Origin of the sequence: Profundibacterium mesophilum KAUST100406-0324 (assembly GCF_009835145.1) — a bacterium.
Taxonomy (GTDB): Bacteria; Pseudomonadota; Alphaproteobacteria; order Rhodobacterales; family Rhodobacteraceae; genus Profundibacterium; species Profundibacterium mesophilum.
On the sequence record NZ_APKE01000025.1, the window covers coordinates 36,056 to 62,267 of the forward strand.

Annotated in this window: 27 protein-coding genes and 1 riboswitch; of the genes, 13 read left to right on the forward strand and 14 right to left on the reverse strand. The window is 70.4% G+C overall.

Annotated features, from left to right (window positions below; all coding sequences use genetic code 11):
• Positions 1-10: 10 nt before the first annotated feature.
• Together PMES_RS10590 and cobW are read right to left on the reverse strand one after the other, a co-directional pair.
• Positions 11-505 carry a GNAT family N-acetyltransferase gene (locus tag PMES_RS10590; protein ID WP_159965654.1) on the reverse strand — a complete coding sequence of 165 codons (495 nt, stop codon included), beginning with the start codon at positions 503-505 and terminating at the stop codon, positions 11-13.
• Complete coding sequence (gene cobW / locus PMES_RS10595; RefSeq protein ID WP_159965655.1) at positions 502-1,608, reverse strand: cobalamin biosynthesis protein CobW; 1,107 nt, start codon at positions 1,606-1,608, stop codon at positions 502-504. Before cobW ends, PMES_RS10590 begins: the two co-directional genes overlap by 4 nt.
• Before the next feature lie 50 nt (positions 1,609-1,658).
• On the opposite strand from cobW, the gene PMES_RS10600 reads away from it, so the two are divergent.
• Positions 1,659-2,003, forward strand: coding sequence for a DUF1636 family protein (locus PMES_RS10600; RefSeq protein WP_159965656.1), 345 nt, complete (start codon positions 1,659-1,661; stop codon positions 2,001-2,003).
• 28 nt (positions 2,004-2,031) lie between these two features.
• On the opposite strand, the gene PMES_RS10605 is transcribed toward PMES_RS10600, so the two are convergent.
• Both PMES_RS10605 and PMES_RS10610 read right to left on the reverse strand, forming a co-directional pair.
• Positions 2,032-2,718 (reverse strand): CbtA family protein, encoded by a 687-nt coding sequence (locus tag PMES_RS10605; RefSeq protein ID WP_159965657.1) that lies wholly within the window; start codon positions 2,716-2,718, stop codon positions 2,032-2,034.
• Between the two features lie 4 nt (positions 2,719-2,722).
• On the reverse strand, positions 2,723-2,911 hold the full coding sequence (locus PMES_RS10610) for a CbtB domain-containing protein (protein WP_159965658.1): 189 nt from the start codon (positions 2,909-2,911) through the stop codon (positions 2,723-2,725).
• Between the two features lie 33 nt (positions 2,912-2,944).
• Positions 2,945-3,166, reverse strand: a riboswitch (cobalamin riboswitch).
• 245 nt (positions 3,167-3,411) lie between these two features.
• Between PMES_RS10610 and smc the strand changes: the two genes are divergently transcribed.
• A complete protein-coding gene (gene smc / locus PMES_RS10615; RefSeq protein ID WP_159965659.1) occupies positions 3,412-6,927 on the forward strand; it encodes a chromosome segregation protein SMC in 3,516 nt (1,171 codons plus the stop codon).
• An 87-nt stretch (positions 6,928-7,014) separates the two neighbouring features.
• On the opposite strand, the gene PMES_RS10620 is transcribed toward smc, so the two are convergent.
• The 5 genes from PMES_RS10620 to PMES_RS10640 form a co-directional block, all read right to left on the reverse strand.
• Positions 7,015-7,764 carry a PRC-barrel domain-containing protein gene (locus tag PMES_RS10620; protein ID WP_159965660.1) on the reverse strand — a complete coding sequence of 250 codons (750 nt, stop codon included), beginning with the start codon at positions 7,762-7,764 and terminating at the stop codon, positions 7,015-7,017.
• Between the two features lie 231 nt (positions 7,765-7,995).
• Positions 7,996-9,198 (reverse strand): lytic murein transglycosylase, encoded by a 1,203-nt coding sequence (locus PMES_RS10625; RefSeq protein WP_159965661.1) that lies wholly within the window; start codon positions 9,196-9,198, stop codon positions 7,996-7,998.
• Positions 9,199-9,247: 49 nt separating this feature from the next.
• Positions 9,248-10,156 (reverse strand): adenosylcobinamide-phosphate synthase CbiB, encoded by a 909-nt coding sequence (cbiB, locus tag PMES_RS10630; protein ID WP_159965662.1) that lies wholly within the window; start codon positions 10,154-10,156, stop codon positions 9,248-9,250.
• Complete coding sequence (gene cobD / locus PMES_RS10635) at positions 10,153-11,130, reverse strand: threonine-phosphate decarboxylase CobD (RefSeq protein ID WP_159965663.1); 978 nt, start codon at positions 11,128-11,130, stop codon at positions 10,153-10,155. Before cobD ends, cbiB begins: the two co-directional genes overlap by 4 nt.
• Positions 11,127-11,552 (reverse strand): DUF1636 family protein, encoded by a 426-nt coding sequence (locus tag PMES_RS10640; protein ID WP_159965664.1) that lies wholly within the window; start codon positions 11,550-11,552, stop codon positions 11,127-11,129. The genes cobD and PMES_RS10640 overlap by 4 nt, the downstream gene beginning before the upstream one ends.
• 225 nt (positions 11,553-11,777) lie before the next feature.
• Between PMES_RS10640 and PMES_RS10645 the strand changes: the two genes are divergently transcribed.
• Positions 11,778-12,140: a DNA-binding transcriptional response regulator gene (locus tag PMES_RS10645; protein WP_159965665.1), complete on the forward strand. Its 363-nt coding sequence runs from the start codon at positions 11,778-11,780 to the stop codon at positions 12,138-12,140.
• A gap of 28 nt (positions 12,141-12,168) precedes the next feature.
• Here the strand turns inward: PMES_RS10645 and PMES_RS10650 are convergent, their stop codons facing one another.
• Positions 12,169-13,158 (reverse strand): glutathione S-transferase family protein, encoded by a 990-nt coding sequence (locus PMES_RS10650; RefSeq protein ID WP_159965666.1) that lies wholly within the window; start codon positions 13,156-13,158, stop codon positions 12,169-12,171.
• A 306-nt stretch (positions 13,159-13,464) separates the two neighbouring features.
• On the opposite strand from PMES_RS10650, the gene PMES_RS10655 reads away from it, so the two are divergent.
• From PMES_RS10655 to cobM, 7 genes are all read left to right on the forward strand, one after another.
• Complete coding sequence (locus PMES_RS10655) at positions 13,465-13,713, forward strand: DUF6732 family protein (RefSeq protein WP_236549777.1); 249 nt, start codon at positions 13,465-13,467, stop codon at positions 13,711-13,713.
• Positions 13,710-14,831, forward strand: coding sequence for a sirohydrochlorin chelatase (locus tag PMES_RS10660; protein WP_159965668.1), 1,122 nt, complete (start codon positions 13,710-13,712; stop codon positions 14,829-14,831). The genes PMES_RS10655 and PMES_RS10660 overlap by 4 nt, the downstream gene beginning before the upstream one ends.
• Before the next feature lie 76 nt (positions 14,832-14,907).
• On the forward strand, positions 14,908-15,552 hold the full coding sequence (locus PMES_RS10665; protein ID WP_159965719.1) for a precorrin-8X methylmutase: 645 nt from the start codon (positions 14,908-14,910) through the stop codon (positions 15,550-15,552).
• Complete coding sequence (gene cbiE, locus PMES_RS10670) at positions 15,549-16,748, forward strand: precorrin-6y C5,15-methyltransferase (decarboxylating) subunit CbiE (RefSeq protein WP_159965669.1); 1,200 nt, start codon at positions 15,549-15,551, stop codon at positions 16,746-16,748. The genes PMES_RS10665 and cbiE overlap by 4 nt, the downstream gene beginning before the upstream one ends.
• Complete coding sequence (cobI, locus tag PMES_RS10675; RefSeq protein ID WP_159965720.1) at positions 16,748-17,449, forward strand: precorrin-2 C(20)-methyltransferase; 702 nt, start codon at positions 16,748-16,750, stop codon at positions 17,447-17,449. The genes cbiE and cobI overlap by 1 nt, the downstream gene beginning before the upstream one ends.
• Positions 17,450-17,460: 11 nt before the next feature.
• Complete coding sequence (cobJ, locus tag PMES_RS10680) at positions 17,461-19,272, forward strand: precorrin-3B C(17)-methyltransferase (RefSeq protein WP_201288991.1); 1,812 nt, start codon at positions 17,461-17,463, stop codon at positions 19,270-19,272.
• Positions 19,273-19,324: 52 nt separating this feature from the next.
• Entirely contained in the window at positions 19,325-20,131 is an 807-nt protein-coding gene (gene cobM, locus PMES_RS10685) for a precorrin-4 C(11)-methyltransferase (RefSeq protein WP_159965671.1), read from the forward strand.
• 9 nt (positions 20,132-20,140) lie between these two features.
• On the opposite strand, the gene PMES_RS10690 is transcribed toward cobM, so the two are convergent.
• Positions 20,141-21,391 carry a DEAD/DEAH box helicase gene (locus PMES_RS10690; protein WP_159965672.1) on the reverse strand — a complete coding sequence of 417 codons (1,251 nt, stop codon included), beginning with the start codon at positions 21,389-21,391 and terminating at the stop codon, positions 20,141-20,143.
• Positions 21,392-21,700: 309 nt separating this feature from the next.
• Entirely contained in the window at positions 21,701-22,873 is a 1,173-nt protein-coding gene (locus PMES_RS10695; protein WP_159965673.1) for a MalY/PatB family protein, read from the reverse strand.
• A 125-nt stretch (positions 22,874-22,998) separates the two neighbouring features.
• Between PMES_RS10695 and def (PMES_RS10700) the strand changes: the two genes are divergently transcribed.
• The 3 genes from def (PMES_RS10700) to fmt are packed head-to-tail and all read left to right on the forward strand — an operon-like array spanning position 22,999 to position 24,959.
• Positions 22,999-23,520, forward strand: coding sequence for a peptide deformylase (gene def / locus PMES_RS10700; RefSeq protein WP_159965674.1), 522 nt, complete (start codon positions 22,999-23,001; stop codon positions 23,518-23,520).
• Complete coding sequence (gene def / locus PMES_RS10705) at positions 23,517-24,014, forward strand: peptide deformylase (RefSeq protein WP_159965675.1); 498 nt, start codon at positions 23,517-23,519, stop codon at positions 24,012-24,014. The genes def (PMES_RS10700) and def (PMES_RS10705) overlap by 4 nt, the downstream gene beginning before the upstream one ends.
• 36 nt (positions 24,015-24,050) lie before the next feature.
• Positions 24,051-24,959, forward strand: a complete 909-nt coding sequence (gene fmt / locus PMES_RS10710; RefSeq protein WP_159965676.1) for a methionyl-tRNA formyltransferase — start codon at positions 24,051-24,053, stop codon at positions 24,957-24,959.
• 92 nt (positions 24,960-25,051) lie between these two features.
• Here fmt and PMES_RS10715 read toward each other — a convergent pair whose 3' ends face one another.
• Positions 25,052-25,675, reverse strand: a complete 624-nt coding sequence (locus tag PMES_RS10715) for a trimeric intracellular cation channel family protein (protein WP_159965677.1) — start codon at positions 25,673-25,675, stop codon at positions 25,052-25,054.
• A complete protein-coding gene (rnhA, locus tag PMES_RS10720) occupies positions 25,672-26,157 on the reverse strand; it encodes a ribonuclease HI (RefSeq protein WP_159965678.1) in 486 nt (161 codons plus the stop codon). The genes PMES_RS10715 and rnhA overlap by 4 nt, the downstream gene beginning before the upstream one ends.
• Positions 26,158-26,212: the final 55 nt, after the last annotated feature.

A 26,212-nucleotide genomic window follows, 5' to 3' on the forward strand; every position in this document is an offset into this window, starting at 1 on the left:
TCGCGTCGCCTCAGCGGGTCAGCCTCTTGTGCATGAAGACACTGGACGGGCCGGCGACATAGGTGCCGAAGGGCGGGCAGGGGATGAAGCCGGCGCGCTCGTAGAGGCGGATCGCCGGGCCCAGCGCATCGCCGGTTTCAAGGCCCAGCCAGCGATGCCCCCGCGCCAGCGCCTCGGCCTCGAGCCGGGCCAGAAGCGCCGCGCCCACGCCGCTTCCACGTGCCTCGGGCGCGGTGAACATCGCCTTGATCTCGGCGCCTTGCATGCGCGGATCGGCCTCCGGCAACCCTTGCGGCGCGAGCGGGGCCAACGCGCCCGTGCCCAGCACCGTGCCATCGGCCCCGCGTGCCACGAGGAAGACGATCTCCGGCCCGGCCAGCGCCTCCGGGCCGAGATAGTGGTTGTCCTCAACGGGAAAGAGCGCATCCATCAGCGCCCGGCTTTCGGCCAGCAGCGCCGCGATCTCGGGACTGCGGGGATCGCCGGGCGTGATGGAAGGGCTCATGCGCGCAGGGCCGTCTCGATCGCCGCACGGTCGAGGCCGGACGCACCGATCACCACGAGCCGCGTCTCGCGCGTGGCATCGGACCCGAAGGGACGGTCGTAATGGCTGTCGGTGCGCGGGCCGACGGCCTGGATGGTCAGGCGCATCGGCTTGCCGGCCACGGCGGCGAACCCCTTGAGGCGCAGGATGCCGTGATCCTTGATGGTCTGGCCGACCCGCGCGAGGAAATCGGCCGGATCGGCGATCTCGCCGCGCGAGACGACGAAGCTCTCGAAAGCGTCGTGCCCGTGATCGTGCCCGTGCTCATGCCCGTGCCCATGATCGTGGTCATGCTCATGGTCTTCGTGGTGATGGTCATGCCCATGACCCTCCCCGTGGGTGTGGTGCAGCTCGCCGCGGGCGGCCATGTCCCGCTCGGCGGCGGCGCCGCGGCCCAGGAGCACCTCGATGGGCAGCGCGCCCTGGCTGGCACGGACGATCTGCACGCCGTCGCGGCTGCCTTCACGAAGCTCGGCGGCGAGGCGGTCGGCCTCCTCGACGCTCAGAAGGTCGCTCTTGTTGACGACGATCATGTCGGCGCAGGCCAGCTGATCCTCGAAAAGCTCCGACAGGGGCGTTTCGTGATCGAGCGTGTCATCGGCGCGGCGCTGGGCCTCGATCGCGGCAAGGTCATGGGCGAACTGTCCGTCGGCGGCGGCCTTGCCATCGACCACGGTCACGACCCCGTCCACGGTGACTTGGCCCGCGATCTCGGGCCATCCGAAGGCCCGCACCAACGGCTGCGGCAAGGCCAGGCCGGATGTCTCGATCACGATGTGATCGGGCCGGTTCTCACGCGCGAGCAGGGCCTTCAATGTCGGAATGAAATCCTCGGCCACGGTGCAGCAGATGCAGCCATTGCTCAGCTCGACGATGTCCTCCTCCGAGCAGCTCTCCTCGCCGCAGCCCTTGAGGATCTCGCCATCCACGCCCAGGTCGCCGAACTCGTTGATCACGAGCGCGATGCGCCGTCCTTCGGCATTGGCCAGCATGTGCCTGATGAGGGTGGTCTTGCCGGCGCCGAGGAAGCCGGTGACGATGGTTGCGGGGATCTTTGCGCTCATGTCGAACTCCGGTAGGAGGTGTGTGATCGGACCGATGAAAGGCCCTTGTCATGTCGAAGCCGGCCGGATGGCAGCTGGTGGTGTGCCGCGGTTGCGCCGGGGACGCCGAGGCGCTTGCGCAAGCTCTGGCCGATCTGCGCCCCGGTGTCGAGGTGGTGCAGGCCGCCTGCCTGTCGGTCTGCGCGGCGCCGGTGACGCTTGCCGCGCAAGGGGCGGGGCGGGCGACATACGTGTTCTCGGGCCTTGGAACGGGCGATCTCGAAGACCTGTCGGCCTTCGCCGAGGCCTACGAGGCGGCGCCGCGCGGCTGGATCGCGGATGCGCGCCCGCTCGGGCGATTGCGCTTTCGCCTCGTCACGCGGGTGCCGGCGCTCAGAACCGCCGGGGCGGGCTGATCGAATGGGCGCGGGCCGGGGCACCGGCTCACCCGTCCCGCGCCATCGAGGCCGCGCGGCCCAGAAGCGTGCCCAGCAAGACCCAGGCGGCAAGGCCGATGGCGAGGGCCCGCGCGGCGAAGAGACTGGAGAGCTCGGGCGGCACGGGGCCGATGAAGCCCTGCGGCACCGGTGCCCCCCACAGATGCGGCAGGAGAACGAGCGCGGCGCCGGCGGCCTTCATGCCAATCCTCCCCGCCAGCCCGATCAGCGCCAGCCCGGCGGCGCTCAGGGCCACCGTGGCGCTCCACCAGAGTTGCCGCGTCTCCATCGCCGCCGATGCGACACCCGGCACCTCGGGCGGCAGGCCGAAGGCTGGTGCCAGCTGGACCGCGACAAAGCCCGACAGGCCCCATAGCGCGCCCGCACCGGCGCCCCGCGGCCCCGCGCCATACTCGGCCGCAAGCGCCATCGCCGCACCCAGAAGCGCGCCGTAGCCGCAATAGATCAGCACCATGAACAGCGCCGTCATCGCATCGCGCAGCGGCGTGATGGAAAAACCGGGTCCGGCCTCCGGTCCCGGGCTCGACAGATCGGCGAAATGCTCCAGCACGCCGGTCTCGTAGAGCTCGGCATGCAGGAGGAGCGGTTGCAGGAAGGCGAAATGCAGCGCCACCGCGAGAAGCCCCGCGACGGTGCCGGAGATCAGCGCGCCGGCCAGAATGTTGCGGAACATCGCGTCAGTGGCAGGGGAAGCCGGTCGCGTGGCGCACATCGTGGGCCGCGTCATGCAGGCTCGCGGCCTGCAGGTTGCCCGCAACCCCGACGATCCCGAGGCCGATCACGGCCAGGGACAGGATCGCCATATGGCGAAGGGCCCGTCCGGAGAGGGGCGCGGCGAGGGTCATGCGGCGGGTCAGTTCGGTCATGTTGTCGTCTCCTTGGCCGTCATCCCCGACGGCTGGCTGCACTGGCGCATGGCAGGTCTCCTGGCTCGCGGGTCGCAGCGTGGCACCGGCCTTCCCGGCCCGGGGGCCAGTGGCATCGTCGGCGCACGCTCGCCGCTGACAGTCGCGGGGGCGGCTGCGGAATTGGGCCTCCGGTCTGGATCTGCCCGCACCGCATTCCCTTTTCATCCCGGGCGCTTTGCGCCATGGACAGGGAACCATGCCCGGCGACCTTGCGCCGCGGGGCGGCTTGCGTCAAGCGCGTTTCCGTTCCATATGCCGGTCCCGAAGCGGGCCGGACGGGGACATGACGGGATCGGACGGGGCCAGGGGGCCGACCAAGACCCTGCGGCGCCCGCCCGCGATCCGCGGCCGGGCCGGCCGCATGTCACCACGGCGCGCCCCGGGACAGTCCCGTCGGCAAGGCTGCCTTTTGCGCGGGCGGCGGCACCGGCAGGAACGTATTCGAAAGGCCAACCATCATGCGTTTCTCGAAATTGCGCCTCAACGGCTTCAAGAGTTTCGTCGATCCCACCGATCTGAGCATTTCGCGGGGGCTGACCGGGGTCGTGGGTCCCAATGGTTGCGGCAAGTCCAACCTGCTCGAGGCGCTGCGCTGGGTGATGGGCGAAAGCCGCGCCAGGGCGATGCGCGGCGCGGGAATGGACGACGTGATCTTCGCGGGCACCACGCGCCGCCCCGCCCGCAGCTTCGCCGAGGTCACGCTGGTGCTCGACAATGCGCAGCGCCTCGCACCGGCCATGTTCAACACGGTCGACCAGCTCGAGGTGACGCGCCGGATCACGCGCGATTCGGGGTCGAGCTACAAGGTGAACGACCGCGACGCGCGGGCGCGCGACGTGCAGATGCTCTTTGCCGATGCCTCGACCGGCGCGCAGTCCCCCGCCCTCGTGCGGCAGGGGCAGATCGCCGAGCTGATCGGGGCCAAGCCCAAGGCACGGCGCCGGGTGCTCGAGGAGGCGGCGGGGATCTCGGGCCTCTATCAGCGCCGGCACGAGGCGGAGTTGAAGCTCAAGGCGGCCGAGGCGAACCTGCTCAGGGTCGATGACGTGATCGAACAGCTCGCCGCGCGCCTCGCCCAACTCGCGCGGCAGGCCAAGCAGGTTGGCCGCTACCGCAAGATCAACGACGAGCTGCGCCGGGCCGAGGGGATGCTTCTCTACCGCGCATGGGTTTCGGCGGGAGCCGCGGCGCAAGCGGCGGCGGAAGAGTTCGAGGCGCGGTCCGACGCGGCCTCGGTGGCCGAACGCGGCGCGCGCGGCGCCGGGGCGGCCCGCGGGAGGGCAGAGGCCGCCCTGCCGGCGCTGCGCGAGGAGGAGGCGATCGCCTCCGCGATCGCGGGCAAGCGTGCCGCCGAGCGGCGCGCGGTCCTTGCCGATCACGACGAGGCCCTCAAGACAATCGAGACGCTCAAGGCGCAGATCGACCAGATGGACCGTGATGCCGAGCGGGCGGTGTCGGTGGCGGGGGACGCGGCACAGAGCATCGCGTCGCTGCAGAAGGAGGGTCAGGAGCTGCGGGCGGCGGATGAGGGCCACGAGGATCGCCTCGCCGGGCTCGAGACGCAGGCCCGCCTGGCGGCGGAGGCACTCACCGCGCGCGAGGCGGAGCTGTCGCAGGCCACGGAGGATACCGCCCGCCTCGCCGCCGCGCACCAGACCGCGCAGCGCGCCCTTTCGGAGGCCGAGCGCCGCCTTGGCCGGGCGCGGGATGCGGCGAGCACGGCGCGCGAGGCGATGCCGGGCACGCAGGCTGCGAGCGAGGACGCGGCCCGCCTGCTCGAGGAGGCGCGCGAGGCGCAGTCGGGCGCGGTGCAGCGCGCCGAGACGGCCGAGGCCGCGTTGCGCGCGGCTGATGATGCCCTGCAAAACGCGCAGCGCGGCGAGGCGGAGGCCCGTGCCGCGCGCGCCGCGCTCGAAGGCGAGCTTGCCGCGCTGCGCGCCGAGATGCAGGCGCTTGAACGCCTCGCCGCGCGCGAGACGACGGGCGCGGGGCAGCTGCTCGACCAGGTGCGCGCCGAGCCAGGCTACGAAGCGGCTCTCGGCGCGGCCCTCGCCGAGGACCTGCACGCCCCGGTGATCGACGCGCAGGCCCGCGCGCGCGGCGGCGCCGGCTGGGCGGAGTTGCCGCCCGGCAAGCTCCGGGATGCGGCCTCGGGCAACCCGCATGACGCTTCTCCGGGCAATCCCCGTGACGCCCTTCCGGGCGATGCCGTGCCGCTTCTCGAACATGTCGATGCGCCTCCGCTTCTCGCAAGGCGCCTTGCCGCGATCGGCATCGTGGCGCGCGAGGCCGGTCCGGCCTTGCAAGGGGAGCTTGCGACAGGTCAGCGGCTGGTCAGCCGCGAGGGCGATCTGTGGCGCTGGGACGGGCTGTGCATGCCCGATGGCGCGGGCGGCGGGGCGGCGGCGCAGCGGCTCAGGCAGCGCAACCGGATGACCGAGCTGTCGCGGGAGATCGAGGCGCTCGCCGAGCGCACGGCGGCGGCGATCGGCGCGCATGAAGAGCAGAAGACGCGCCACGCGCAGGCCAGCGGACACGATGGCGCGGCGCGCACCGCCCGGCGCGAGGCCGAGGCCGAACTCAGCGCGGCGAGCCGGGCGCTCAGCCGCGCGGAGGCGGAGCGCGACCGGGCCGAAAGCCGCCTCGAGGCCCAGGGACTGACCCTGCGCCGCCACGAGGATGCGGCCCTCGAGGCCCAGGGAGGGCTTCGCGAGGCGCAGGAGGCGGTGCGGGGGCTCGAGGATCTCGATGCGGCGCGCACGGCGGGCGACAGGCTGCGCGCCTCGGTCGAGGCGGCGCGCCTGACGATGATCGCGCGGCGCAGCGCGGCCGGTGAGCTCCGCCGCGATGCCGCCGACCGGGCGGCGCGCCTCCTCGCGCTGGATGGCGAGCTTGATCGTTGGCGCGAGCGGGCCGCGCGCTCAGACGGGCATGTCGCCGAGATCGAGGGCCGGCGGACCGCCGCGGCCACCGCGCTCGAGCGCGAGCGTGCGCGTCCCGCGGCGCTGGCGGCACGAAGCGACGCGCTGCGCGCCGAGCTGGATGAGGCGGACCGGCGCCGTGCGGCCGCGCAGCAGTCCCTCGCGGAGGGCGATGCCGCGGCGCGCGCGGCGGTCGAGGAGGAGCGCGCGGCCGAGCGTGCCGCGGGCACACTGCGCGAGGCACGCGCCGCCGCCGAGGCGCGCCACGACGCGGCGGCGCGTGACGCGCAGCGGGCGGCGGACCGCATCGAGGAGGAACTCGACGTGGCGCCGGACGCCCTGCTGGCCACGCTGGAAATGGCGGCGCAGGAGGTGCCGGAGCCGGCATGGATCGAGGCGCGGATCGCCGAGCTGCGCGGCAAGCGCGAGGCGCTCGGGGCGGTCAACCTGCGCGCCGAGGCAGATGCGGCCGAGGTCGAGGAGGAGCATTCGGCCCTGAGCGGCGAGCGCGGCGACCTCGAGGCGGCGATCGCGGCGCTGCGCACCGGTATCTCGGGGCTCAACAAGGAGGGACGCGAGCGTCTCCTGGCCGCTTTCGAGGAGGTGAATCAGAATTTCTCGATGCTCTTCCGCCATCTCTTCGGCGGCGGCGAGGCCCGGCTGGAGCTGGTCGAATCGGACGACCCGCTCGACGCGGGGCTCGAGATCATGTGCCAGCCTCCGGGCAAGAAGCTCAGCACGCTGAGCCTTTTGTCGGGCGGCGAGCAGACATTGACCGCCATGGCCCTGATCTTCGCGGTCTTCCTGGCCAATCCCGCGCCGATCTGCGTGCTCGACGAGGTGGATGCCCCGCTCGACGATGCCAATGTCACGCGGTTTTGCGATATGCTCGACGAGATGGTGCGCCGGACGGAGACGCGCTTTCTCGTCATCACCCATCACGCGGTCACCATGGCCCGGATGGACCGTCTGTTCGGGGTGACGATGGGCGAGCAGGGCGTGAGCCAGCTGGTCAGCGTCGATCTGAGCGATGCGGCGGAGCTTGTCGCCTGAAAGCGCGGCATCATGAAAACGGCCCGTGGGTCGCTCCACGGGCCGTTCATCATTCCGAAGAGGGGGCAGAGCCCGCCTCGCGGCGTATCAGGAGGCTTCCTCGAAGCGGTCCATCGCCTTGAGCTGGTCCTCGGTCATCTGCGTGCTGATGCGGATGTCGGCGTCCGCGTTCTGGCGCAGTTCGAAATCCCCCGAGGAGAGCTTCACCGGCTTGTCGCCGATGCCGAGGAAGCCGCCAACGCTGATCACCAGACCTTCGATCTCGCCATTCTCGGAGGTGAGCACGTTCTCGACCTTGCCGACGCGGTCCGATTCGGTGTTGTAGACCTCGGCCCCGATCAGCTTCTCGGGATCGACCATCGACAGGTCGGCCATGGAATAACCCTCGGCATCGATCTGCGCATCGGTTCCGGCGGCCCCGGAGGTGCCAGCGCCGTTCTCGACGGTGGAGATCGCGTTCTCCTCCAGCTCGACGGCCGCGCCCGTACCGACATTCGACTGGCCGGCACCGGCTTCACTGTCGATCTGGACGTTGCTGTCAGTGCCGATCGTGGTTCCCTCGCGGTCGCCATCGGCCCCGGTCATCGCGTCGACATCGGTGTCGAGGGTGGTGGAGCCACCCATGCCGCGATCCTGGACGCTGACGCCCAGATCGGTGGAGCCGTCGGCGGCGGTTCCGCTGGCGGTGTTGTCGGTGGCGGTGTTGGCTTCGCCGGCAAGATCGCTGGCCTGTGCGTCGAGCTCGGTCTGGCTTTCGGTCTGCGTGGAGACCTGGGCGATCACCGGGCTGGCGGCGAGCAGGGCGATTGCAGCGGTGGTGGAGATCATCTTTTTCATGACGTATCCTTTCGTGCCGTTCGTGGCTTTGCTGAAGGGCCAACACCGTATCGCCGCCGTGGTTTCGCCATGGATCGCGACCTTGGCGGATCGGCCAGACGCCGCCCAAACCATCACCCCCGGCCCGCGGATTATGGCGCATGGCGGGGGACGGGGCATCTTTGCGGCCTGCCTTCGCCGCCGTTCCCTTGAAATGGCGCCGCGCCTGCCCAAAGGGACAGGCGCGCGATCTCAGAGCCGGTTGAGAAGCGCCGCCGTGGGCCAGCCATCGGCCGGCAGCCCGAGGCGCTCCTGCTCGGCCCGCACGGCGCCGCGCGTGCCCGCACCGAGGATCCCGTCGATCTCGCCGACATCGTGGCCGCGCCCGGCGAGCTCTCGTTGAAGGCGCAGCATGTCGTCCTTGCCCAGACCGGGTGCCGGGCTGCCGGCATCGAAGATCGGGGCCCCCTCGAGGCGCGTCGCGAAATAAGCCGCCGTCATCACGTAGACGAAGGACTGGTTCCACTCGAAGTAGACGTTGAAGTTGGGATAGGCGAGGAAGGCCGGCCCGCCCGCGCCCTGGGGCAATACGAGCGAGGCGGGAAGATCCTCGCGGATTTCGCCGCTGCGCGCCCGAATGCCGCGCGCGGCCCATTCGGCGCCGCTCATCACCGTCTCGAGCCCGCTGAGCGACAGGTCGAGGTCACCGGGAACGGCGACCTCGGTGATCCACGGCTCGTTCGGACGCCAGCCCATCTGCGAGAGCATCCGCGCGCCGGAGACCAGCGCGTCGGGCACCGATGTCTTGAGCTCGACGCGCCCGTCGCCATCGCCGTCGGTGCCGTTGCGCAGGATGTCCTCCGGCAGCATCTGCACCATCCCGATCTCGCCGGCCCAGGCGCCTTGGGTGCGCGCGGGATCGAGGCCGCCGCGCTGTGCCAGCTCGATCGCGGCAAAGACCTGCGGGCGGAAGAGTTCCGGGCGGCGGCAATCATGGGCCAGCGTGACGAGTGAATTGACGGTGTTGAAATCGCCCTGCACCGCGCCGTAATCCGTCTCGAAGGCCCAGAAGGCCAGGAGCACGCCCCGGCTGACGCCGTAATCGCGCTCGATCCTGTCGAAGATCGCGTCATGGCGCGTCGCCATCTGGCGGCCCTGCTCGATCCGGCCCGCGCTGATCAGGCGGCGCGCGAAATCGATGAAGGGGATCTGGAAGACGCCCTGCCGCCGGTCCGCGTCGATGGTGCGCTGGTCGCGCTGCACGCCCGAGAAGAAACGCGCGGCAACCTCCGGGGCATGGCCGCGCGAGACCGCCTCGCGCTCCAGCTCGGCCACGAAGCTGCGGAAATCCCCGCCGCAGGGTGCGTCCTGGGCACTGGCCGGGGACAGTCCCGCGAGGGAGGCGACGGCGGCGCCAATGGCAGCCTTGGCGATTGTCGGAACGGTAGGGCGCATGGGGGCTCCTTTTCTGATCGGTCGCCCTGCTGGTAGCAGACCGCCCCCGTCAGGCAAATGACACCAGCGTGACGGCGAGCGCGAAGAGCGCCCAGGACCGCCAGAGCGCGGCGACCGAGCGGGTGATCTCGCCCCGGCCCGGATCGCGGCGGCCGGAGGGATGCACGAAGGGCTCGTCCCGCAGCTCTCCGCCATAGGTCCGCGGCCCCGACAGCGCCACGTCCAGCACATGCGCCATGGCGGCCTCGGGCCAGCCGGCATTGGGTGATCGGTGGCGCGGCGCTTCGCGGCGGATCGCCGGCCAGAGGCCCGGCCGCCCATGGGACACCGCGATCAGCAGCGCGGTCAGGCGCGCGGCCGGCCAGTTCATCACATCGTCGAGCCGCGCCGCCGCCCAGCCGAACCGGGCATGGCGCGGTGTCAGGTGGCCGATCATGCTGTCGGCGGTATTCACCAGCTTGTAGAGCAGCATTCCCGGCAATCCGCCCAGCGCGAACCACAGCGCCGGCGCGATCACCCCGTCAGCGAGGTTCTCCGCTCCCGATTCGATCGCCGCGCGCGACACGCCCGCCTCGTTGAGCGTGCTGGTCTCCCGGCCAACGATCATCGACACGGCCCGCCGCCCCTCCGGCAGCCCGCGCGAGAGGGCCGAGGCCACTGCGCCAACGTGATCGGCGAGGCTGCGCTGCGCCAGGAGGATCGCCGCGACGATCATCTCGGCCGGCCAGCCGAGGGCCCCGATCACCCGGCCGGCGGCAAGGGCCCCCGCCGCGCCCAGCGCGAGGAGCAACGCGCCCTTCGCGCGCCGCATGCCGCCGCGATTGAACCGCCGATCGGCAAGATCGATCGCGCGGCCCATGAGCACCGCCGGATGCGGCAACCGAGACCACAGCCAGCGCGGCTCGCCGAGGAGCGCGTCGAGCAGCAGCGCCCCCAGAAGAACCGCCGCATGGCTCATTCCAGGGTCTCGAGCGCCGCCGCGAGACGCGCGCGCTCGTCCGGTGCCGGCAATCCCAGGCGCAGCCAGTCCGGCGCATAGGGAAAGACCCGGCTCCAGATCTGCCGCCCTGCGAGCGCCGCGTGCCAGGCGCGCGCATTCGGATGGCGGTAGAGGCGGAAGAGATCGGTGCCGCCCACCAGCGCGGCGCCCCGTTCGGCAAGGCGCGCGTCGAGCCAGAGCGCGTCGCCGCGCAGGCGCGCGCGGGTCCGCCGGGCCCAGTCCGCATCCCCGAGCGCGGCGGTGCCGATGCGCAGCGCCGGACCCGAAACCGGCCATGGGCCGAGGGCCGCGCGCAAGGGTGCGATGAGGGCTGGATCGCCGATGGCAAAGCCGAGACGGATCCCTGCAAGCCCCCAGAACTTCCCGAAGCTCTTGAGCACCACGCCGCCGGGGCGCCTCGCATCCGCGATCAGGGACCGCTCGGGCACGAGGTCGCAGAAACTCTCATCCGTGATGCGCAGCGGCGCGCGCAGGGCATCCGCATCGGCCATCCGGCCGTCGGGATTGTTGGGGTGGACGAGGACCTGCGCCGCAGCACCGAGCGCGGCGGGCTCGCCGGGTGCGGCCTCGACCACCTCCCAGCCCTGCGCGGCGAAGGCGGCGGCATGTTCATTATAGGTCGGGCCGGGAATGGCAACGCGTGCGGGAGGCGCGAGCGCGGGCAGGCGCGCGATCAGCGCGGAGGCGCCCGGCGCGGCGAGCACGTCCGCCTCGCGGGGCACCTGCCAGAAGCGGCGCGCGGCATCCTCGAGGCGCCGATGCGCGCCCGTGTCGGGCAGCGCGCACCAATCGTCCGGATCGAATTGGCCGAGCGGGTAGGGCACCCTGTTGATCCCGGTCGACAGGTCGAGCCAGTCGCCGCGCGTCCCGCCATGATGCGCGGCGGCCGCATCGACGCCGCCGCCATGGTCGCGCGCGCCGCCGGCGCTCATCCCGCGGCGCCTTCCGTGCCGTCCTGATCGGTGCCCTCGCCCTCGCGGGGCAGGGGCGGATGGCGCGTGATGAAATGGCCCTTCACCCCCTGCGGCCATGTCCTGTAGGGAACCTGCCCCGCATCGCTCCGGGCATGCAGCGCGGCATAGGCGACGATCGCCTCGGCATCCTGCGTCCGGGCTTCGAACCGGCCCAATGTATAGCTCAGCTTGCCATCGGCCTGCACGGCGACATTGCACCCGTGGGTGCATCCCATCAGGCAGGAGACGCGGCGCGTCCTGAGATCCTCGCCCTGCATCCGGGAGGCGCCGGCGGCCGCCTCGACCAGTTCGGCAAGACGCGCGCCGTCGCGCGGGCCTGCCTCGTCCTCGGGACGTCCCTCCCGCCTGCAGGTGTCGCAAATGGTGATCCAGGTGCTCATGGATGCTTCCTCGGGAATGGCTTGCCCTTGCGGGTCGCGGGCATTCAGGGCGGGGTGATCGCGCAACTGGGTCCGCAGTGCAAGCCCGGCCCGCGAGGGGGGTGCGTTAACCATGTAGCAGGGCTCGATGGACGGATGCGGGGAAATTGGCTAAAATCAATCCTTCAAGGGAACAGGTCGTCGAAGAGGGCATCGCGCAGCTCGGGTGGCCTTCGGAGACCGCCGATGCTCGTGCTTCTCGTCGAAAGCGATGCGAATCTTTCCTGGCTCTGGAGCAGGCAGCTCGAGCGAGCCGGGTGCCGGGTGCTTTGCGCGCAGGACGCCGATGGCGCGACCGCGTGCCTGCGCGAGGCGGAGATCGGCGTTGTCATCCTCAGCCTGGCGCTGGGGGAGGGCGATGCGCTGGCGGTCGCCGATTTCGCGGCCTATCGCCGCCCTGAGGCGAAGATCATCCCGATCACATCGCGCCGCTTCTTCTCGGACGGATCGGTCTTCGGAATGATCCCGAACGTGGCCATGTCGGTGAACGCCCATACCGCACCCGAGGACCTGGCCGCGATCGTCACCCATTACGGCGCCGCCGACTGACATCGGCGGGCCGGTTTTCGGCGCGCTCTCATCCCCGCCCGTGCGGCTCCTCCCAGTCGAGGACCGGGTTGATCGGGATGATCCTGTGCGGGTTAATCGTCTCGTGGCTGTAATGGTAATGCTCGACGATATGGTCGAAATGCACCGTGTCCGCGATCCGTCCCCCATCAGGGGTGCGCCACTGGTAGAGCTCGCGCGTATAGGCCCACAGGTTGGGGTAGTCGATGATCCGCCGCCGGTTGCACTTGAAATGCAGGTGATAGACGAGATCGAAGCGCACCAGGGTCGAGAAAAGGCGCCAGTCGGCCTCGGTGACGCGCGCGCCGGCAAGGTAGCGCCGCTCCGCCAGCAGACCCTCCAGCCAGTCGAGACTGTCGAAAAGCGCGTGGACCGCGTCGTCATAGGCCTTTTGGGTGGTGGCGAAGCCGGCCTTGTAGACGCCGTTGTTGACGGTGTCGTAGACCCGCGCGTTGATCGGCTCGATCTCCTCGCGCTGCTCCTCGGGCCAGTAGTCGTCGGTGTTGCCCGTCAGCCCGTCGAAGGCGGTGTTGAGCATCCTGATGATCTCGGAGGATTCGTTGGAGACGATCGTTTCGGTCTGCCGGTCCCACAGGATCGGCACCGTGACGCGGCCGGTCATGTCCGGCATCGCCTTGAGATAGACATCACGCGCGAAGGGCAGGCCGTACAGCCGGTCCCCGGTCGCGCCGGGAAAATCATCCTCGAAGGTCCAGCCATCGGACAGCATGTGCGGATGGACGGCAGAGACGCCGATCAGCGGTTCGAGCGACTTGAGCTTGCGCAGGAACAGCGCCCGGTTCGCCCAGGGACACGCGTAGCTGACATAAAGGTGATACCGGTCCGCCTCGGCCTTGTAGCCTGCCTGGCCACTTGGTCCGGCGGCGCCGTCCGGAGTGATCCAGTTACGAAAGCTCGCCTCCGAGCGCACGAAGCTGCCGCCGGTCTTGGCCGTGTCGTACCAGCTGTCGCTCCAGATGCCGTCGATCAGTTTGCCCATGTCCGTCTCCCTGGATTTCCCTGCCCGCTTGCACGTAGCGCGCGGCGCGCAAGGGGCCAAGCGGCGCGCGCGCGCGCCTTGCCTGCATCCGCGCACATGTCGGTTTCGCCGCCTCCGGAGACGCTTAACGGTTTGCGCCCGTGCCTGTGCGCGCCTATACCCGGCGCGACGACGCCCCCTCGCGGGGCCGGAAAGGTGGCCGCGCTGCACCCGACCCAGCTAGGGGGGCGCAGCATGGCATCGTCTGGCACCGCGCCGCGGTGCCGCCTCCTTTGCGGCGCCCGCCCTGCCGGATGGAGGATGCACATGCGCCTTTCGATACTTCTCGCCGCTCTCGCCCTGCCGACGCCGCTCCTGGGCCATTCGGGTCATCTGGCCGACCTCGCCGGGCATGATCACTGGGTTGCCGGCGCCGCGGCCGGCATCGCCATCGGGCTCTCGGCCTGGGCGCATCTGAAGGGGCGGCGCTCTCGCTCGGAAAACAAGGACACCGCGCAGGAGCCGTCGGCGGGCGGCGACGAGGCACCGGCGGGCGGCGACGAGGCACCGGCATGAGCGGCGCGCAGGGGCAAGCCCGGGGAAAGACGGGCGTGATGATCTGCGGTCACGGCTCGCGCAGCCAGGCTGCGGTCGACGAGTTCGCGGTCCTTGCCAAGCGTCTTCCCGGGCATCTGCCGCCGGACTGGCTGTGTGATTACGGCTATCTGGAATTCGCCAACCCGGTGATCCGCGACGGGCTCGACAGGTTGCGCGATGCCGGTTGCGACCGGATCCTCGCGGTGCCCGGAATGCTCTTCGCCGCAATGCATTCCAAGAATGACATCCCGACCGTTCTCAACACCTACGCCGCCGCCAATGGGATCGAGATCAGCTACGGGCGTGAGCTCGGCGTCGACCCGAAGATGATCGCCGCCGCCGCCGACCGGGTGCGCGATGCCGTCGCCGCCGCCGACGCGCAGGATGGTGCCGTCCCGCTGCACGAGACATGCCTCGTGGTGATCGGGCGCGGCGCCTCCGACCCCGATGCCAACGGAAACGTCGCGAAGGTCGCGCGCATGCTTGCCGAAGGGCTCGGCTTCGGATGGGTCGAGACCGGATATTCCGGCGTCACCTTTCCCCTGGTTGAACCCTGCCTCGAGCATGTCGCGAAGCTCGGCTACCGCCGCGTCGTCGTCTTTCCGTATTTCCTGTTCACAGGCATCCTGATCGACCGGATCTATGGCTTCACCGATCGCGTCGCGGAGGCACATCCCGAGATCCGCTGGGTCAAGGCGGGCTACCTGAACGATCATCCGAAGGTGATCGAGACCTTCGCCGAACGCATCACCGAACAGGTCGGGGAGATCCCGCCGCCCAATTGCGCCATGTGCAAGTATCGCACCCAGGTTCTCGGCTTCGAGGCGGAGATGGGCGCGGTGCAGGAAAGCCACCATCACCATGTCGAGGGGCAGGGCGCCGCGGCACCGGGCTCCAACGTGGCCGATTGCACCCTTTGCGAGGATTTCTGCACCGGTGAGTGCCGGCTCCAGATGCAGGAAGCCGGTCATCACCACCATCACCACGGGCATGACCATCACCACGATCATGCTCATGACCACGACCATCACCATGCCCCCTATCCCCATGCCGACCACCCGCATGGCCCGCTGAGCGCGCGCAAGGTCCGAAAGTGAACGCCATGGCCTTCAGCTTCGCCAAAATACCTCCGCCGGAGGCTCCCTGCATGTGCGGGAGCGCCGGCCTGTCATGATGCGGCCCTACGAGAAGGACCCGGCGGCGATCTACGCCCGGAGCTTTGCGACCGTCAGGGCCGAGGCGCGGCTGGAGCGGTTCGACGGGGCAACGGAGGCGCTGGTGGTCAGGCTCATCCATGCCTGCGGCATGGTCGAGATCGCCGACAGGATCGCCCATTCACCCGGCGCGGTGCAGGCGGGCATGGCGGCACTGCGTGCCGGCGCGCCGATCCTGTGCGATTGCGAGGCGGTGGCCTCCGGCGTGATCGCGCGCAACCTGCCTGCCGGGAACGCGGTGATCTGCACCCTCAACGCGCCCCGTGTTCCGGACATGGCCGCCCACCTCGGGACGACCCGCTCGGCCGCCGCGACCGAGCTCTGGGCGCCGAACCTCGAAGGCGCGGTCGTGGCCATCGGCAACGCGCCCACCGCCCTTTTCCACCTGCTCGAGGGCATCGAGAAGGGCTGGCCTGCCCCGGCGGTGATCCTGGGCTTTCCCGTGGGCTTCGTGGGCGCAGCCGAGAGCAAGGCGGAACTGGCCGCCGATCCGCGCGGCGCGCAATTCGTGACCTTGCGCGGCCGGCGCGGCGGCTCGGCGATGGCGTCGGCGGCGGTGAACGCCCTGGCCTCCGGTCTTGCGGTCACGGAGCCGGATCGGTGAGCGGTCCGTGGCTGCACGTGATCGGCATCGGCGAGGACGGGATGGCGGGGCTGCGCCCGGCGGCGCGCGCCGTGCTCGAGGCGGCGGATGTGATCGTCGGCGGTGACCGCCATCACCGCCTGTCGGAGGCGGTCACCGCCGAGCGGGTCGCCTGGCCCTCGCCCTTCGACGCGCTGATCGAACGGCTCGGGTCCTTGCGCGGCCGCCGCGTGGCGGTGCTCGCGACCGGCGATCCGCTCTGGTATTCGGTCGGCGCGCGGATCGCCCGCGCGCTTCCCGCCGGCGAGATCGTTTTCCATCCGCAGATCTCGGCCTTCCAGCTCGCGGCCGCCCGCATGGGATGGAGCCTGCCGGATGTGGAGACCCTGACCGTTCATGGCAGGCCCGAGGCGCAGGTGATCCCCTTCATTCAACCCGGTGCGCGGTTGCTGATCCTGACCACGGGGGCGGCGACGCCCGGCGTGATCGCCGGTTTCCTGCGGGCGGCCGGCATGGAAGAGAGCCGCCTGACCGTGCTCTCGGCGATGGACGGGCCGAACGAGGCCCGCATCGAGGGGCGCGCGGCCGACTGGGACGCGCAGGTTCCGCCCTTCAACACCCTTGCCGTCGAATGCGTCGCGGCGCCCGGCACCCGCTGGCATGCCCGGATCCCCGGCCTTCCGGACGACGCGTTCGAGCATGACGGCACGATGACCAAGCGCGAGATGCGTGCCCTGACGCTGGCCCGGCTCAAGCCGATGCGCGGCGCGCTGCTGTGGGACCTGGGCTGCGGCTGCGGGTCGGTCTCGATCGAGTGGATGCGCGCGGCACGCGAGGCGCGCGCCATCGGGATAGAGCCGCGCGAGGACCGCCGGATGATGGCAGCACGCAACGCCGAGGCCCTCGGCACGCCCCGGTTGGAACTGCGTGGGGGCAGCGCGCCGGAGGCCTGCGCGGGTCTTGCGCCGCCCGATGCCGTCTTCATCGGCGGTGGCCTGTCCTCGGGCGTGGTGGACATGGCGCTCGGGGCCCTGCGCCCCTCCGGGCGGCTGGTGGCCAATGCCGTGACCCTGGAAAGCCAGTCCCTGATGAGCGAGCTGCATGCACGCCACGGGGGCGACCTGGTGCAGTTGCAGATCGCGCGCGCCGAGCCGGTCGGCCCCTATCGCGGCTGGCGCGCGGCGATGCCGGTGATGCAATGGAGCTTCGAGACCTGATGGCGGGCACGCTCTACGGGATCGGGCTCGGCCCCGGCGATCCCGAGCTCATCACGCTGAAAGCGGCGCGGCTGATCGCGTCCTGTCCGGTCATCGCCTACCCGGCCCTTGCCGGCCGTGAAAGCCTTGCCCGGTCAATCGCGGCCGGGCTGATCGCGCCGGGCGCGCGGGAGATCGCGATGGAAGTGCCGATGACGCCCGAGCGCGCCCCTGCGCAGGCCGCCTACGACGCCGGCGCGCACCGGATCGCCGCCGCCCTCGATGCGGGGGACGACGTGGCCTGCCTGTGCGAGGGGGATCCGTTCTTCTACGGCTCCTTCATGTATCTGCATGCCCGCCTCGCGCCGCGCTTCACCTGCGAGATCGTGCCGGGCGTCACCTCCCTCAATGCCTGCGCCGCCCTTGCGCGTTTGCCGCTCGCCGCGCGCAACGAGCGCATAACCATCCTGCCGGGACCGCTTCCGCGCGCCGAGCTCGAGAGCCGGATCGAGGGCGCCGAGACGGTCGCGATCATGAAGGTCGGCCGCCATCTCGCCAAGATCAGGGATGTGGTCGATGGGCTCGGCCTGCTGGAGCGGGCCGTCTATGTCGAGCGTGCCAGCCTGCCGCAGGAACGGGTGATGCCGCTGCGCGATGCGCCCGATCCGGCGCCTTATTTCTCGATGATCCTGCTTGCGAAAGGAGCCGATCCTTGGCTGTGAAACCTGTTGTGATGATGCTCTCGCAATCCGGCGAGAAGGTCGCGCGCGCCGCGGCGGAGATGCTCGGCGCCGAGCTTCACGGCCGGGAGGGACGCACGGGCACGGCCGATGCGCATTTCCCGGATGCCCTCGCCCATGCGCGCGATCTCTTCGCTGCGGGGGTGCCGATCGTCGGGGTCTGTGCCAGTGGCATCCTGATCCGCGCGGTGGCGCCGCTCCTGGGCGACAAGCGCAGCGAGCCGCCGGTCGTCTCGGTCAGCGATGACGGCGCGGTGATCGTGCCGCTGCTCGGCGGTCATCGCGGCGCGAACCGGATCGCGCGCCGCCTCGCCGAGGGGCTGGGCGGTGTGCCGGCGGTCACGACGGCGGGCGACATCGCGCTGGGCACCGCGCTCGATGCGCCGCCGCCGGGCTGGTCGCTCGACGATCCCGGAACGCCCGCCGGCGCGCGGCCGGTGATGGCGGCGCTCCTGGGAGGCGGCGCGCGGATCACCGGCGCTGCGGCCGGAACGGCCACCTGGCTGAAGGATGTCCCGGAGGGTGACGCGGCCGAGCTGTGCTGCACCATGGCAGCCAGCCTTCCGCCTGCCACCCTACCGAGGCTGGTCTACCGCCCGCAGCGCGCGGCGCTCGGTGTCGGCTGCTCGCGCAACTGTCCGCCCGAGGAGCTGATCGGGCTGGTCGACGAGCTTCTGGCCGAGGCGGATATTGCCCCCGGCGCGATCGCCGCCGTGCACACGCTCGATCTGAAAGAGGACGAGCCGGCGATGCATGCGCTTGCGGCCCATCTCGGAGCGCCTTTGCGTTTCTTCACCGCGGATGCGCTCGAGGCGGAGGCCGGACGCCTCGCGACGCCCTCGCAGGTGGTGTTCGACGAGGTCGGCTGTCACGGGGTCTGCGAGGGCGCGGCGCTGGCCGGCGCGGGCGGCTCAGGGGAGCTCGTCATGCCCAAGAGACGCAGCGCCATGGCAACGGCGGCGCTGGCGCTCGCGCCCGAGCCGATCACCGAGCCCGGCGGCCGGCCACGCGGAAGGCTCAGTGTCGTGGGGATCGGTCCGGGGCAGGCGGCGTGGCGCACGCCCGAGGTCTCGAGGCTGGTGGCGCAGGCCGATATCCTCGTGGGCTACGGGCTCTACATTGATCTCCTGGGCCCGCTTGCCGCCGGCAAGGAGCGGCACGATTTTCCACTGGGCGGCGAGGAGGCGCGTTGCCGTCACGCGCTCGAGCTGGCGGGGCAGGGGCATTCGGTCGCCCTCGTCTGTTCCGGGGATGCGGGGATCTACGCGATGGGGGCGCTGGTCTTCGAGCTGCTCGACCGCGCCGAGGCGGAGGGCGGTGTCGGCCCGGCTGCGCGGCGGGCGGAAATCGTCTGCTCGCCCGGCGTCTCGGCGCTTCAGGCGGCGGCGGCGCAGGCCGGCGCGCCGCTCGGCCACGATTTCTGCGCCATTTCCCTCAGCGATCTGCTGACCCCGCGCGAGGATATCGTGCGGCGGCTGGAGGCGGCGGCGCAGGGCGATTTCGTCATCGCCTTTTACAACCCCGTGTCGAAACGGCGCCGCACGCTCTTGGCGGAGGCGCGCGACATCCTGCTGCGCCACAGGCCGGCGGACACCCCGGTCCTGCTTGCCAGCTCCCTTGGCCGGCCGGAGGAGGCGCTGGTCTATCGCCGGCTCGACGCGCTCGATGTGGACGAGGTGGACATGCTGACGGTGGTGCTCGTGGGCTCGTCGCAGACGCGGCTCGCCCAGCTTGGCGAAGGACCCCGGATGTATACGCCGCGCGGTTATGCCCGCCGGATCGACGGCGATCTGTCGGGGCGCTGAGCGCGATCAGATTTCCTTTAGGTATTTGGACGAAGATGAAGGGGACGGCGCGATGAAGGTCTGGTTCGTTGGAGCGGGTCCGGGGGATCCGGAACTGCTGACGCTGAAGGCGCAAAGGGTGATCGCGCGCTGTCCGGTCTGTCTCTATGCCGGCTCGCTGGTGCCGGAGGCGGTGGTCGCGCAGGCCCCGCAAGGGGCGCTGGTGCGCGACACGGCTTCGATGACGCTGGAGGAGACCCATGCCGAGATCCTTGCCGCGCGGGAGCGGGGGGAGGACGTGGCGCGGGTTCATTCCGGCGATCCATCCCTCTACGGCGCGATCGCCGAACAGATCAGGAAGCTGCGCGCCGATGGCATCCCCTACGAGATCGTGCCCGGGGTGCCGGCCTATGCCGCGGCGGCCGCGGCGCTGGGTCAGGAGCTGACAATACCGGAGATCGCGCAATCGATCGTGCTGACGCGGGTCTCGATGAAATCGACGTCCATGCCGCCGCGCGAAACGCTCGAGAACTTTGCCGCGACCGGCGCCACATTGGCAATTCATCTCGGCGTGCGCGCCTTGCGCGAGATCGAGCGGGTGCTGACGCCGCATTATGGCGCGCAATGCCCGGTCGTCGTGGCCTACAGGGTGGGCTGGCCCGATCAGATGCTGCTGCGCGGAACGATCGCCGACATCCGGGAGAAGGTGCGTGCGCAGAAGATCACCCGGACCGCGCTGATCCTCGTGGGGCCGGCGCTCGGGGAGAATGAGGGTTTTCGCGACTCGGCCCTTTACGACGCGGCCGCGCCGCATGTGCTGCGCCCGAAGGCGCAGCGCCCCGCGCGGGAGCTGCCGGCGAAGGATGCCGCCGGCAGCTGAAAAGCTGGCTCAGGCGGCCCGGCGTCCGCCGCCGGAGCGCCGGCCACCGCCGCCCCCACCTGCGCCGCCCGAGGAGCGGCGCCGACGGTTGCCGGCCCCGCCGCGGCCCGATTTTGCGGGTGCCTCGGCTTCGGCCCAGGGGGCGCCACTGGCCACCGGGATCGACAGTTTCATCACCTTCTCGATGCCGCGAAGATCGCCCATCTCGTCGGGCGCGCAGAAGGCGATCGCCTCGCCGGCACGTCCGGCCCGCGCCGTCCGCCCGATGCGGTGCACGTAGTTCTCGGGCACGTTCGGCAGGTCGAAATTGTAGACATACTCGACGCCCGGAATGTCGATGCCGCGCGCGGCGACATCGGTGGCCACGAGCACGCGGATCTTGGCGCTCTTGAAATCCGTGATCGCACGGTCGCGCTGGTTCTGGCTCTTGTTGCCATGGATCGAGGCGGCGGCGAAGCCGGCCCGGTCGAGCTGCTTCATCAGCCGCTCGGCGCCGTGTTTGGTGCGGGCGAAGACAAGCGCGCGCTCCTCGCGGTGCCGCTGAAGCAGCTCGACGAGCTTGCCCTGCTTGCCTTCCTTGGGAAGGAAATGCACCTCCTGCGTGACCTTGTCGGCGACCTTGCCCGGAGGCGAGACCTCGACGCGCACCGGATTGTCGAGATAGGCCTGCGCGATCTCGTTCATCAACTTGGGCATGGTTGCCGAAAAGAGCATCGTCTGGCGCTCGGGGGCGAGCAGGGGCGCGATCTTGCGCAGCGCGTGGATGAAGCCCATGTCCAGCATCTGGTCCGCTTCGTCGAGTACGAGGAAGCGCGTCTCGTCGAGGCGCACGGCACGGCGGTCGAGCAGGTCGATCAGGCGACCGGGCGTGGCGACGAGCAGGTCGACGCCGCGCTCGAGGCGGTTGATCTGGCGGTTGATGGACACGCCGCCCACGACGATCGCGACCGACAGGTGCGAGCCGCCGGTATAGGAGCGCAGGTTCTCGGCGATCTGGTTGGCAAGCTCGCGCGTCGGCGCAAGGATCAGGCCGCGCGCGGTCTTGGGCGCGGGCTTGGTCCCTTCGGTGGTCAGCGCGTGGATCAGCGGCAGGCCGAAGGCGGCGGTCTTGCCGGTTCCGGTCTGCGCAAGACCCATGACGTCGCGGCCGTTCATCGCGTGGGGAATGGCCTGCTTCTGAATCGGGGTGGGTTCGGTGATGCCTTGCTCGGCGAGCCTGGCGACGAGTTTGGGCGACAGGCCCAGCATGTCGAAGTCCATTGGAAATCCTTGGGTTTGCGCGGCGCGGGGGCACCGGCATTAAGGTGCGGGCGCGCCGCACGAAAGGGAACCGGCACTGTTGCCGGGGCGGATCAGAGGATGCGCGATAAACTGACCGGGAGCCGGATTGCCCACCTGCCGCCAAGGCGCCTGCCTCCCCGCGTGATCTGGGAAACGGTGCGCCGTCCTGCTCAAGGCCCCTCGGGCCGTCTGCTCACGCGGCAGGGGACGACGTCTTGGGATGCCATATCGTCGCGATTGCCCCGCAAGTCAAGTCGCGGCGCGGATCGCGGGTCCCCGTCCGGCGGATCATTGCAGGTCCGAGAACGCCTCCGTGAGCCGTGCCGCGGCCTCCTCGACGCGCGCGCGGGGCATGGCGATGTTGAACCGCGCGAACCCTTCGCCGCCGGTGCCGAAGCTCGGCCCCGCGCTCGCCGCGATGCGCGCCCGCTCGCCGATGCGCGCGGCCAGCTCGGCCTGGTCCATCCCGGTGCCGCGCATGTCGATCCAGCACAGGTAGGTCGCCTCGATGGGAACCGGCGCCACGCCGGGGATGGCGGCCATCGCCTCCTCGAAGGTGCGCCGGTTCCCGTCGAGATACGTGTTCAGAGCATCGATCCATTCCGCCCCTTGCGGCGAGTAGGCCGCGGTGACCATGTGCAGCCCGAAACTGTTGGGTGACTGGCCAAGGGCGGTCATGCGTGCGGCGAAGGCGCGGCGCAGCTCGGGATCGGAGATGATGACATTGCCGATATGGGCGCCGGCGATGTTGAAGCTCTTGGTTGCCGCGTTGAGCACGATCGTCCGCCCGGCGGCCTCGGGCGCGGCAAGGGGCATCGGCATATGCTGGTGCCCGGGCATGACGATGTCCTGATGGATCTCGTCCGAGACGAGGACGAGCCCGTGACGCTCGGCGAAGGCGGCGACGGCGCGCAACTCCTCGGTGCTCCAGACGCGTCCGCCCGGATTGTGGGGCGAGCACAGGATCAGCATCGTCTCGCTGCCATCCATCTGCGCGTCGTAAGCGTCGAAATCGAAGACATGGCGCCCGTTCTCGAGCGCGAGCGGGCATTCGACGACCCGCCGGCCGGCGGCCGTGATGACCCTGTAGAAGGCGTGATAGACCGGCGAGAAGAGCACGACCCCGTCGCCCGGGGCGGTGTAGGTGTCGACGCACATCGCCGTGCCGTTCACCAGCCCGTTCGCCGAGAAGATGTCGCGCGCCTCGGGGGTCCAGCCGTGACGGGTGCCGAGCCACCAGCGGATCGCCTCGAGATAGCTGCCCTCGTCGCCGTAATAGCCATAGATGCCATGCGCCGTCATCGCCTCTAGGGCTTCGGTCACGACCCTGGGGGGGCGGAAGTCCATGTCCGCGACCCACATCGCGATGCCATCTTGCGGCGAGACACCGTAGAGCGGCTCCATCATGTCCCATTTCGAGCAATGGGTGCCGCGCCTGTCGATGATCTCGTCGAAATCCATGTCCCGCTCCCTGGCTGTGTCTTTCGGGGGATCCGCGCGGATCCGGTATCGCGGCGAGGCTAACGCGGCGCGGTCTGGGTGCAAGGAGATTGCGCGGGCGCGCAGGCTCGCATACATGCAGCCTCATGACATTGCGCTCGATCCTGATCCATCCCGACCCGCGTCTCAAGAAGCCGGCCGATCCCGTCACCGCCTTCGACGCGGAGCTGCGGGGCCTCGCCGATGACATGCTCGAGACGATGTATGACGCGCCCGGCATCGGGCTTGCGGCGCCGCAGATCGGCGTGATGCGGCGAGTGCTCGTCATGGATTGCGTCAAGGAGGAGGGCGAGGCCCCCCGGCCCATGGCCCTCGTGAACCCGGTGATCGAATGGTCCTCCGAGGCGCGCAGCGTCTACGAGGAGGGCTGCCTGTCGATCCCCGAGCAATATGCCGAGGTCGAGCGGCCCGCCGAGGTCGAGGTCAGCTGGAGCGATCCCGACGGCAGCCCGATGCGCCAGCGTTTCGAGGGGCTCTGGGCGACCTGCGTGCAGCACGAGATCGACCATCTCGACGGCAAGCTCTTCATCGACTACCTCAAGCCTCTGCGCCGCCAGATGATCACCCGCAAGATGGTCAAGCTGAAGCGCGAGATGGCGCGCGGATGAGCATCCGGCCGATCCTGCCATGGCCCGATCCGCGCCTGCGGCGGGCCGCCGCGCCGGTGGGCGAGATCACGGACGAAATCCGCGCGCATTGGCAGGACATGATCGATACCATGGAGGCGGTGCCCGGCGTGGGGCTTGCGGGCCCGCAGATCGGCGTGATGCTGCGCCTTGCGGTCGTCGATGCCTCCGAGACGCGCGGGCAGGTGGTGCGGATGGCCGATCCCGAACTGCTTCATGCCAGCGTGACGCTGCGCCCGCACGAGGAGGCGAGTCCCAATCTCGAGGGTGTCTCGGCGCTGGTCGCGCGCCCCCGCGCCGTCACCATTGCCTTCACCAATGCCGACGGGCTGCGCGAGGAGCGCGATTTCGTCGGTCTCTGGGCGACCAGCGTGCAGCACCAGCTCGACCATCTTGAGGGGCGGATGTATTTCGACCGTCTCAGCCGGACCCGCAGGGATATTCTGCTTCGCCGCGCCCGCAAGTCGAAGGGCTGAGCCGCGCGGCGGCGCGCGCATAGGACAGGAGCGGATATGCGAATCATCTTCATGGGAACGCCCGATTTCTCGGTGCCGGCGCTCGATGCGCTGTGCGATGCCGGGCATGAGATCCTCTGCGTCTACAGCCAGCCGCCACGCCCCGCCGGGCGCGGCAAGAAGGACCGGCCGAGCCCGGTGCAGGCCCGCGCGCAGGCGCTCGGCCTGCCGGTGCGCCATCCGGCCTCGCTGCGCGCCGCACCCGAGCAGGAGGCGTTTGCCGCGCTCGGCGCCGATATCGCCGTGGTCGTGGCCTATGGGCTGATCCTGCCGCGGGCGGTTCTGGATGCGCCCCGCCATGGCTGCCTGAATATCCACGCATCGCTCCTGCCACGCTGGCGCGGTGCCGCGCCGATCCAACGGGCGGTGATGGCCGGGGATGCGCGGACGGGCGTGTGCATCATGCAGATGGAAGCCGGCCTCGATACCGGGCCGGTCAGGCTCTGCCGAGAGGTCGAGATCGGTCCCGGCGATACGGCCGGAACGCTCCATGACAGGCTTTCGGATCTGGGTGCGCGGGCGGTGGTCGAAACGCTCGGACAGCTGGATGCCCTCCCTCCGCGGCCGCAGCCCGAGGATGGCGTGAGCTATGCCAGCAAGATCGACAAGGCCGAGGCGCGGATCGACTGGTCGCGTCCCGCCCTGGAGGTCGACCGGCAGATCAGGGGGCTTTCCCCCTTCCCCGGCGCATGGTGCGAAATCGCGGGGGAGCGCGTGAAGCTGCTCGGCAGCCGCGTGGCGCCGGGGGGGGCGGAAGGGAGGGAGCCGGGAACGGTCCTTGGCGCGTTCACGGTCGCTTGCGGGACGGGGGCGGTCGAGATCACCCAGGCCCAGAGGCAGGGGCGGCGGGCCATGCCGGCGCGGGACGTTCTGCGCGGGCTCGACCTGCCTGAACGGATCGGTTGAGCCGCAGCGCCCGGAAGGGGCATCCGTGCGCCCGCGCCTCCGGCACAGTTCAGGTATTTTTACGAAGATGAATGGCCAGGGGCGCGCGCCGCTCAGCTGCGCGGCGGGCGGTGACGGTAGATCGGAAGGCCCCAGCCAAAGGCGAGACTTCCCGCGCGCAGGGCGGTGGTGACAACGCCGGCGGTGGCGAGCGCGGCGGTCGGTCCCGCCCCGAGCGCCGCCGCGATCAGGCCGGCACCGGCACCGGCGCATGCGGCCGTCGCGTAGAGCTCGCCCTGCGTGAGGACCAAGGGAACCTCGTTGGCGACGACATCGCGCATCAGGCCGCCGAGGGTTCCGGTGACCACGCCCATCACGATCACGATGCCGGAGGGCTGCCCGTCGGCGAGGGCGGCGGCCATACCGGCGGGCACCGCGACCCCGAGCGCGGCCGCGTCGAGCCAGACGACCCAGCGCAGGCGGCTCTCGACCAGATGGGCCGTGAAGAAGATCAGCAGGGCGGCGGTGCAGGCGACGGCCAGGTATCCCGGCTGCCCGATCCAGAAGACGGTGTCGCGGTCGAGCAGCAGATCGCGCATGGTTCCGCCCCCGAGAGCGGTGAGCCCGGCGAGGAAGATGAACCCGACGATGTCGAGCTGCGCGCGGCTGGCCGTCAGCGCGCCGGTCAGCGCGAAGACCCAGACCGCGGCGTAATCGAGAAGCGGCGCGGCGCTCATCCCCGTTCGCTCTTTCGCGGGGCGCCCGCGGTCTTGTGCGGCGCCATGCCGGCCCGCGCCAGCGCGTCGGCGCGCTCGTTCTCGGGGTGGCCCGCATGGCCCTTGACCCATTCCCAGCGCACCTGGTGGCGTCCCTGCGCGATATCGAGACGTTTCCACAGATCCTCGTTCTTCACCGGCTTCTTCTGGCTCGTCTTCCAGCCGTTGCGCTTCCAGCCATGGATCCAGGAGGTGACCCCGTTCTTCACGTATTGGCTGTCGGTGACGATGGTGATGGCGCTGGCGCGCGCGAGGCTCTCGAGCGCGCTGATCGCGGCAAGCAGCTCCATCCGGTTGTTCGTCGTCAACTTCTCGCCGCCATTGAGCTCGCGCTCCTTGACCACGGCGCCGTCATCGTCGCGCGCGATCAGCAGGGCGCCCCAGCCGCCGGGGCCCGGATTGCCCGAGCAGGCGCCATCGGTATAGGCGAAGAGGTCCGTCATCGATCAGTGTCTCCTGGCGTGGTGCGGGCTCCTTACGCTTTCGGGGCACCGGAGC

Excerpts from the sequence above, each read along its gene's own strand:
- PMES_RS10610 (WP_159965658.1), bottom strand. The coding sequence starts at position 2,911 with ATGACCGAACTGACCCGCCGCATGACCCTCGCCGCGCCCCTCTCCGGA.
- PMES_RS10625 (WP_159965661.1), bottom strand. The coding sequence starts at position 9,198 with ATGCGCCCTACCGTTCCGACAATCGCCAAGGCTGCCATTGGCGCCGCC.
- cobD (WP_159965663.1), bottom strand. The coding sequence starts at position 11,130 with ATGAGCGCCGGCGGCGCGCGCGACCATGGCGGCGGCGTCGATGCGGCC.
- rnhA (WP_159965678.1), bottom strand. The coding sequence starts at position 26,157 with ATGACGGACCTCTTCGCCTATACCGATGGCGCCTGCTCGGGCAATCCG.
- PMES_RS10640 (WP_159965664.1), bottom strand. The coding sequence starts at position 11,552 with ATGAGCACCTGGATCACCATTTGCGACACCTGCAGGCGGGAGGGACGT.
- PMES_RS10600 (WP_159965656.1), top strand. The coding sequence starts at position 1,659 with ATGTCGAAGCCGGCCGGATGGCAGCTGGTGGTGTGCCGCGGTTGCGCC.
- PMES_RS10650 (WP_159965666.1), bottom strand. The coding sequence starts at position 13,158 with ATGGGCAAACTGATCGACGGCATCTGGAGCGACAGCTGGTACGACACG.
- fmt (WP_159965676.1), top strand. The coding sequence starts at position 24,051 with ATGCGAATCATCTTCATGGGAACGCCCGATTTCTCGGTGCCGGCGCTC.
- PMES_RS10645 (WP_159965665.1), top strand. The coding sequence starts at position 11,778 with ATGCTCGTGCTTCTCGTCGAAAGCGATGCGAATCTTTCCTGGCTCTGG.
- cobW (WP_159965655.1), bottom strand. The coding sequence starts at position 1,608 with ATGAGCGCAAAGATCCCCGCAACCATCGTCACCGGCTTCCTCGGCGCC.
- PMES_RS10665 (WP_159965719.1), top strand. The coding sequence starts at position 14,908 with ATGCGGCCCTACGAGAAGGACCCGGCGGCGATCTACGCCCGGAGCTTT.
- def (WP_159965675.1), top strand. The coding sequence starts at position 23,517 with ATGAGCATCCGGCCGATCCTGCCATGGCCCGATCCGCGCCTGCGGCGG.
- cbiB (WP_159965662.1), bottom strand. The coding sequence starts at position 10,156 with ATGAGCCATGCGGCGGTTCTTCTGGGGGCGCTGCTGCTCGACGCGCTC.
- cobM (WP_159965671.1), top strand. The coding sequence starts at position 19,325 with ATGAAGGTCTGGTTCGTTGGAGCGGGTCCGGGGGATCCGGAACTGCTG.
- PMES_RS10660 (WP_159965668.1), top strand. The coding sequence starts at position 13,710 with ATGAGCGGCGCGCAGGGGCAAGCCCGGGGAAAGACGGGCGTGATGATC.
- PMES_RS10655 (WP_236549777.1), top strand. The coding sequence starts at position 13,465 with ATGCGCCTTTCGATACTTCTCGCCGCTCTCGCCCTGCCGACGCCGCTC.
- PMES_RS10620 (WP_159965660.1), bottom strand. The coding sequence starts at position 7,764 with ATGAAAAAGATGATCTCCACCACCGCTGCAATCGCCCTGCTCGCCGCC.
- PMES_RS10590 (WP_159965654.1), bottom strand. The coding sequence starts at position 505 with ATGAGCCCTTCCATCACGCCCGGCGATCCCCGCAGTCCCGAGATCGCG.
- PMES_RS10690 (WP_159965672.1), bottom strand. The coding sequence starts at position 21,391 with ATGGACTTCGACATGCTGGGCCTGTCGCCCAAACTCGTCGCCAGGCTC.
- cobJ (WP_201288991.1), top strand. The coding sequence starts at position 17,461 with ATGATGCTCTCGCAATCCGGCGAGAAGGTCGCGCGCGCCGCGGCGGAG.
- cobI (WP_159965720.1), top strand. The coding sequence starts at position 16,748 with ATGGCGGGCACGCTCTACGGGATCGGGCTCGGCCCCGGCGATCCCGAG.
- def (WP_159965674.1), top strand. The coding sequence starts at position 22,999 with ATGACATTGCGCTCGATCCTGATCCATCCCGACCCGCGTCTCAAGAAG.
- smc (WP_159965659.1), top strand. The coding sequence starts at position 3,412 with ATGCGTTTCTCGAAATTGCGCCTCAACGGCTTCAAGAGTTTCGTCGAT.
- PMES_RS10715 (WP_159965677.1), bottom strand. The coding sequence starts at position 25,675 with ATGAGCGCCGCGCCGCTTCTCGATTACGCCGCGGTCTGGGTCTTCGCG.
- PMES_RS10695 (WP_159965673.1), bottom strand. The coding sequence starts at position 22,873 with ATGGATTTCGACGAGATCATCGACAGGCGCGGCACCCATTGCTCGAAA.
- PMES_RS10605 (WP_159965657.1), bottom strand. The coding sequence starts at position 2,718 with ATGTTCCGCAACATTCTGGCCGGCGCGCTGATCTCCGGCACCGTCGCG.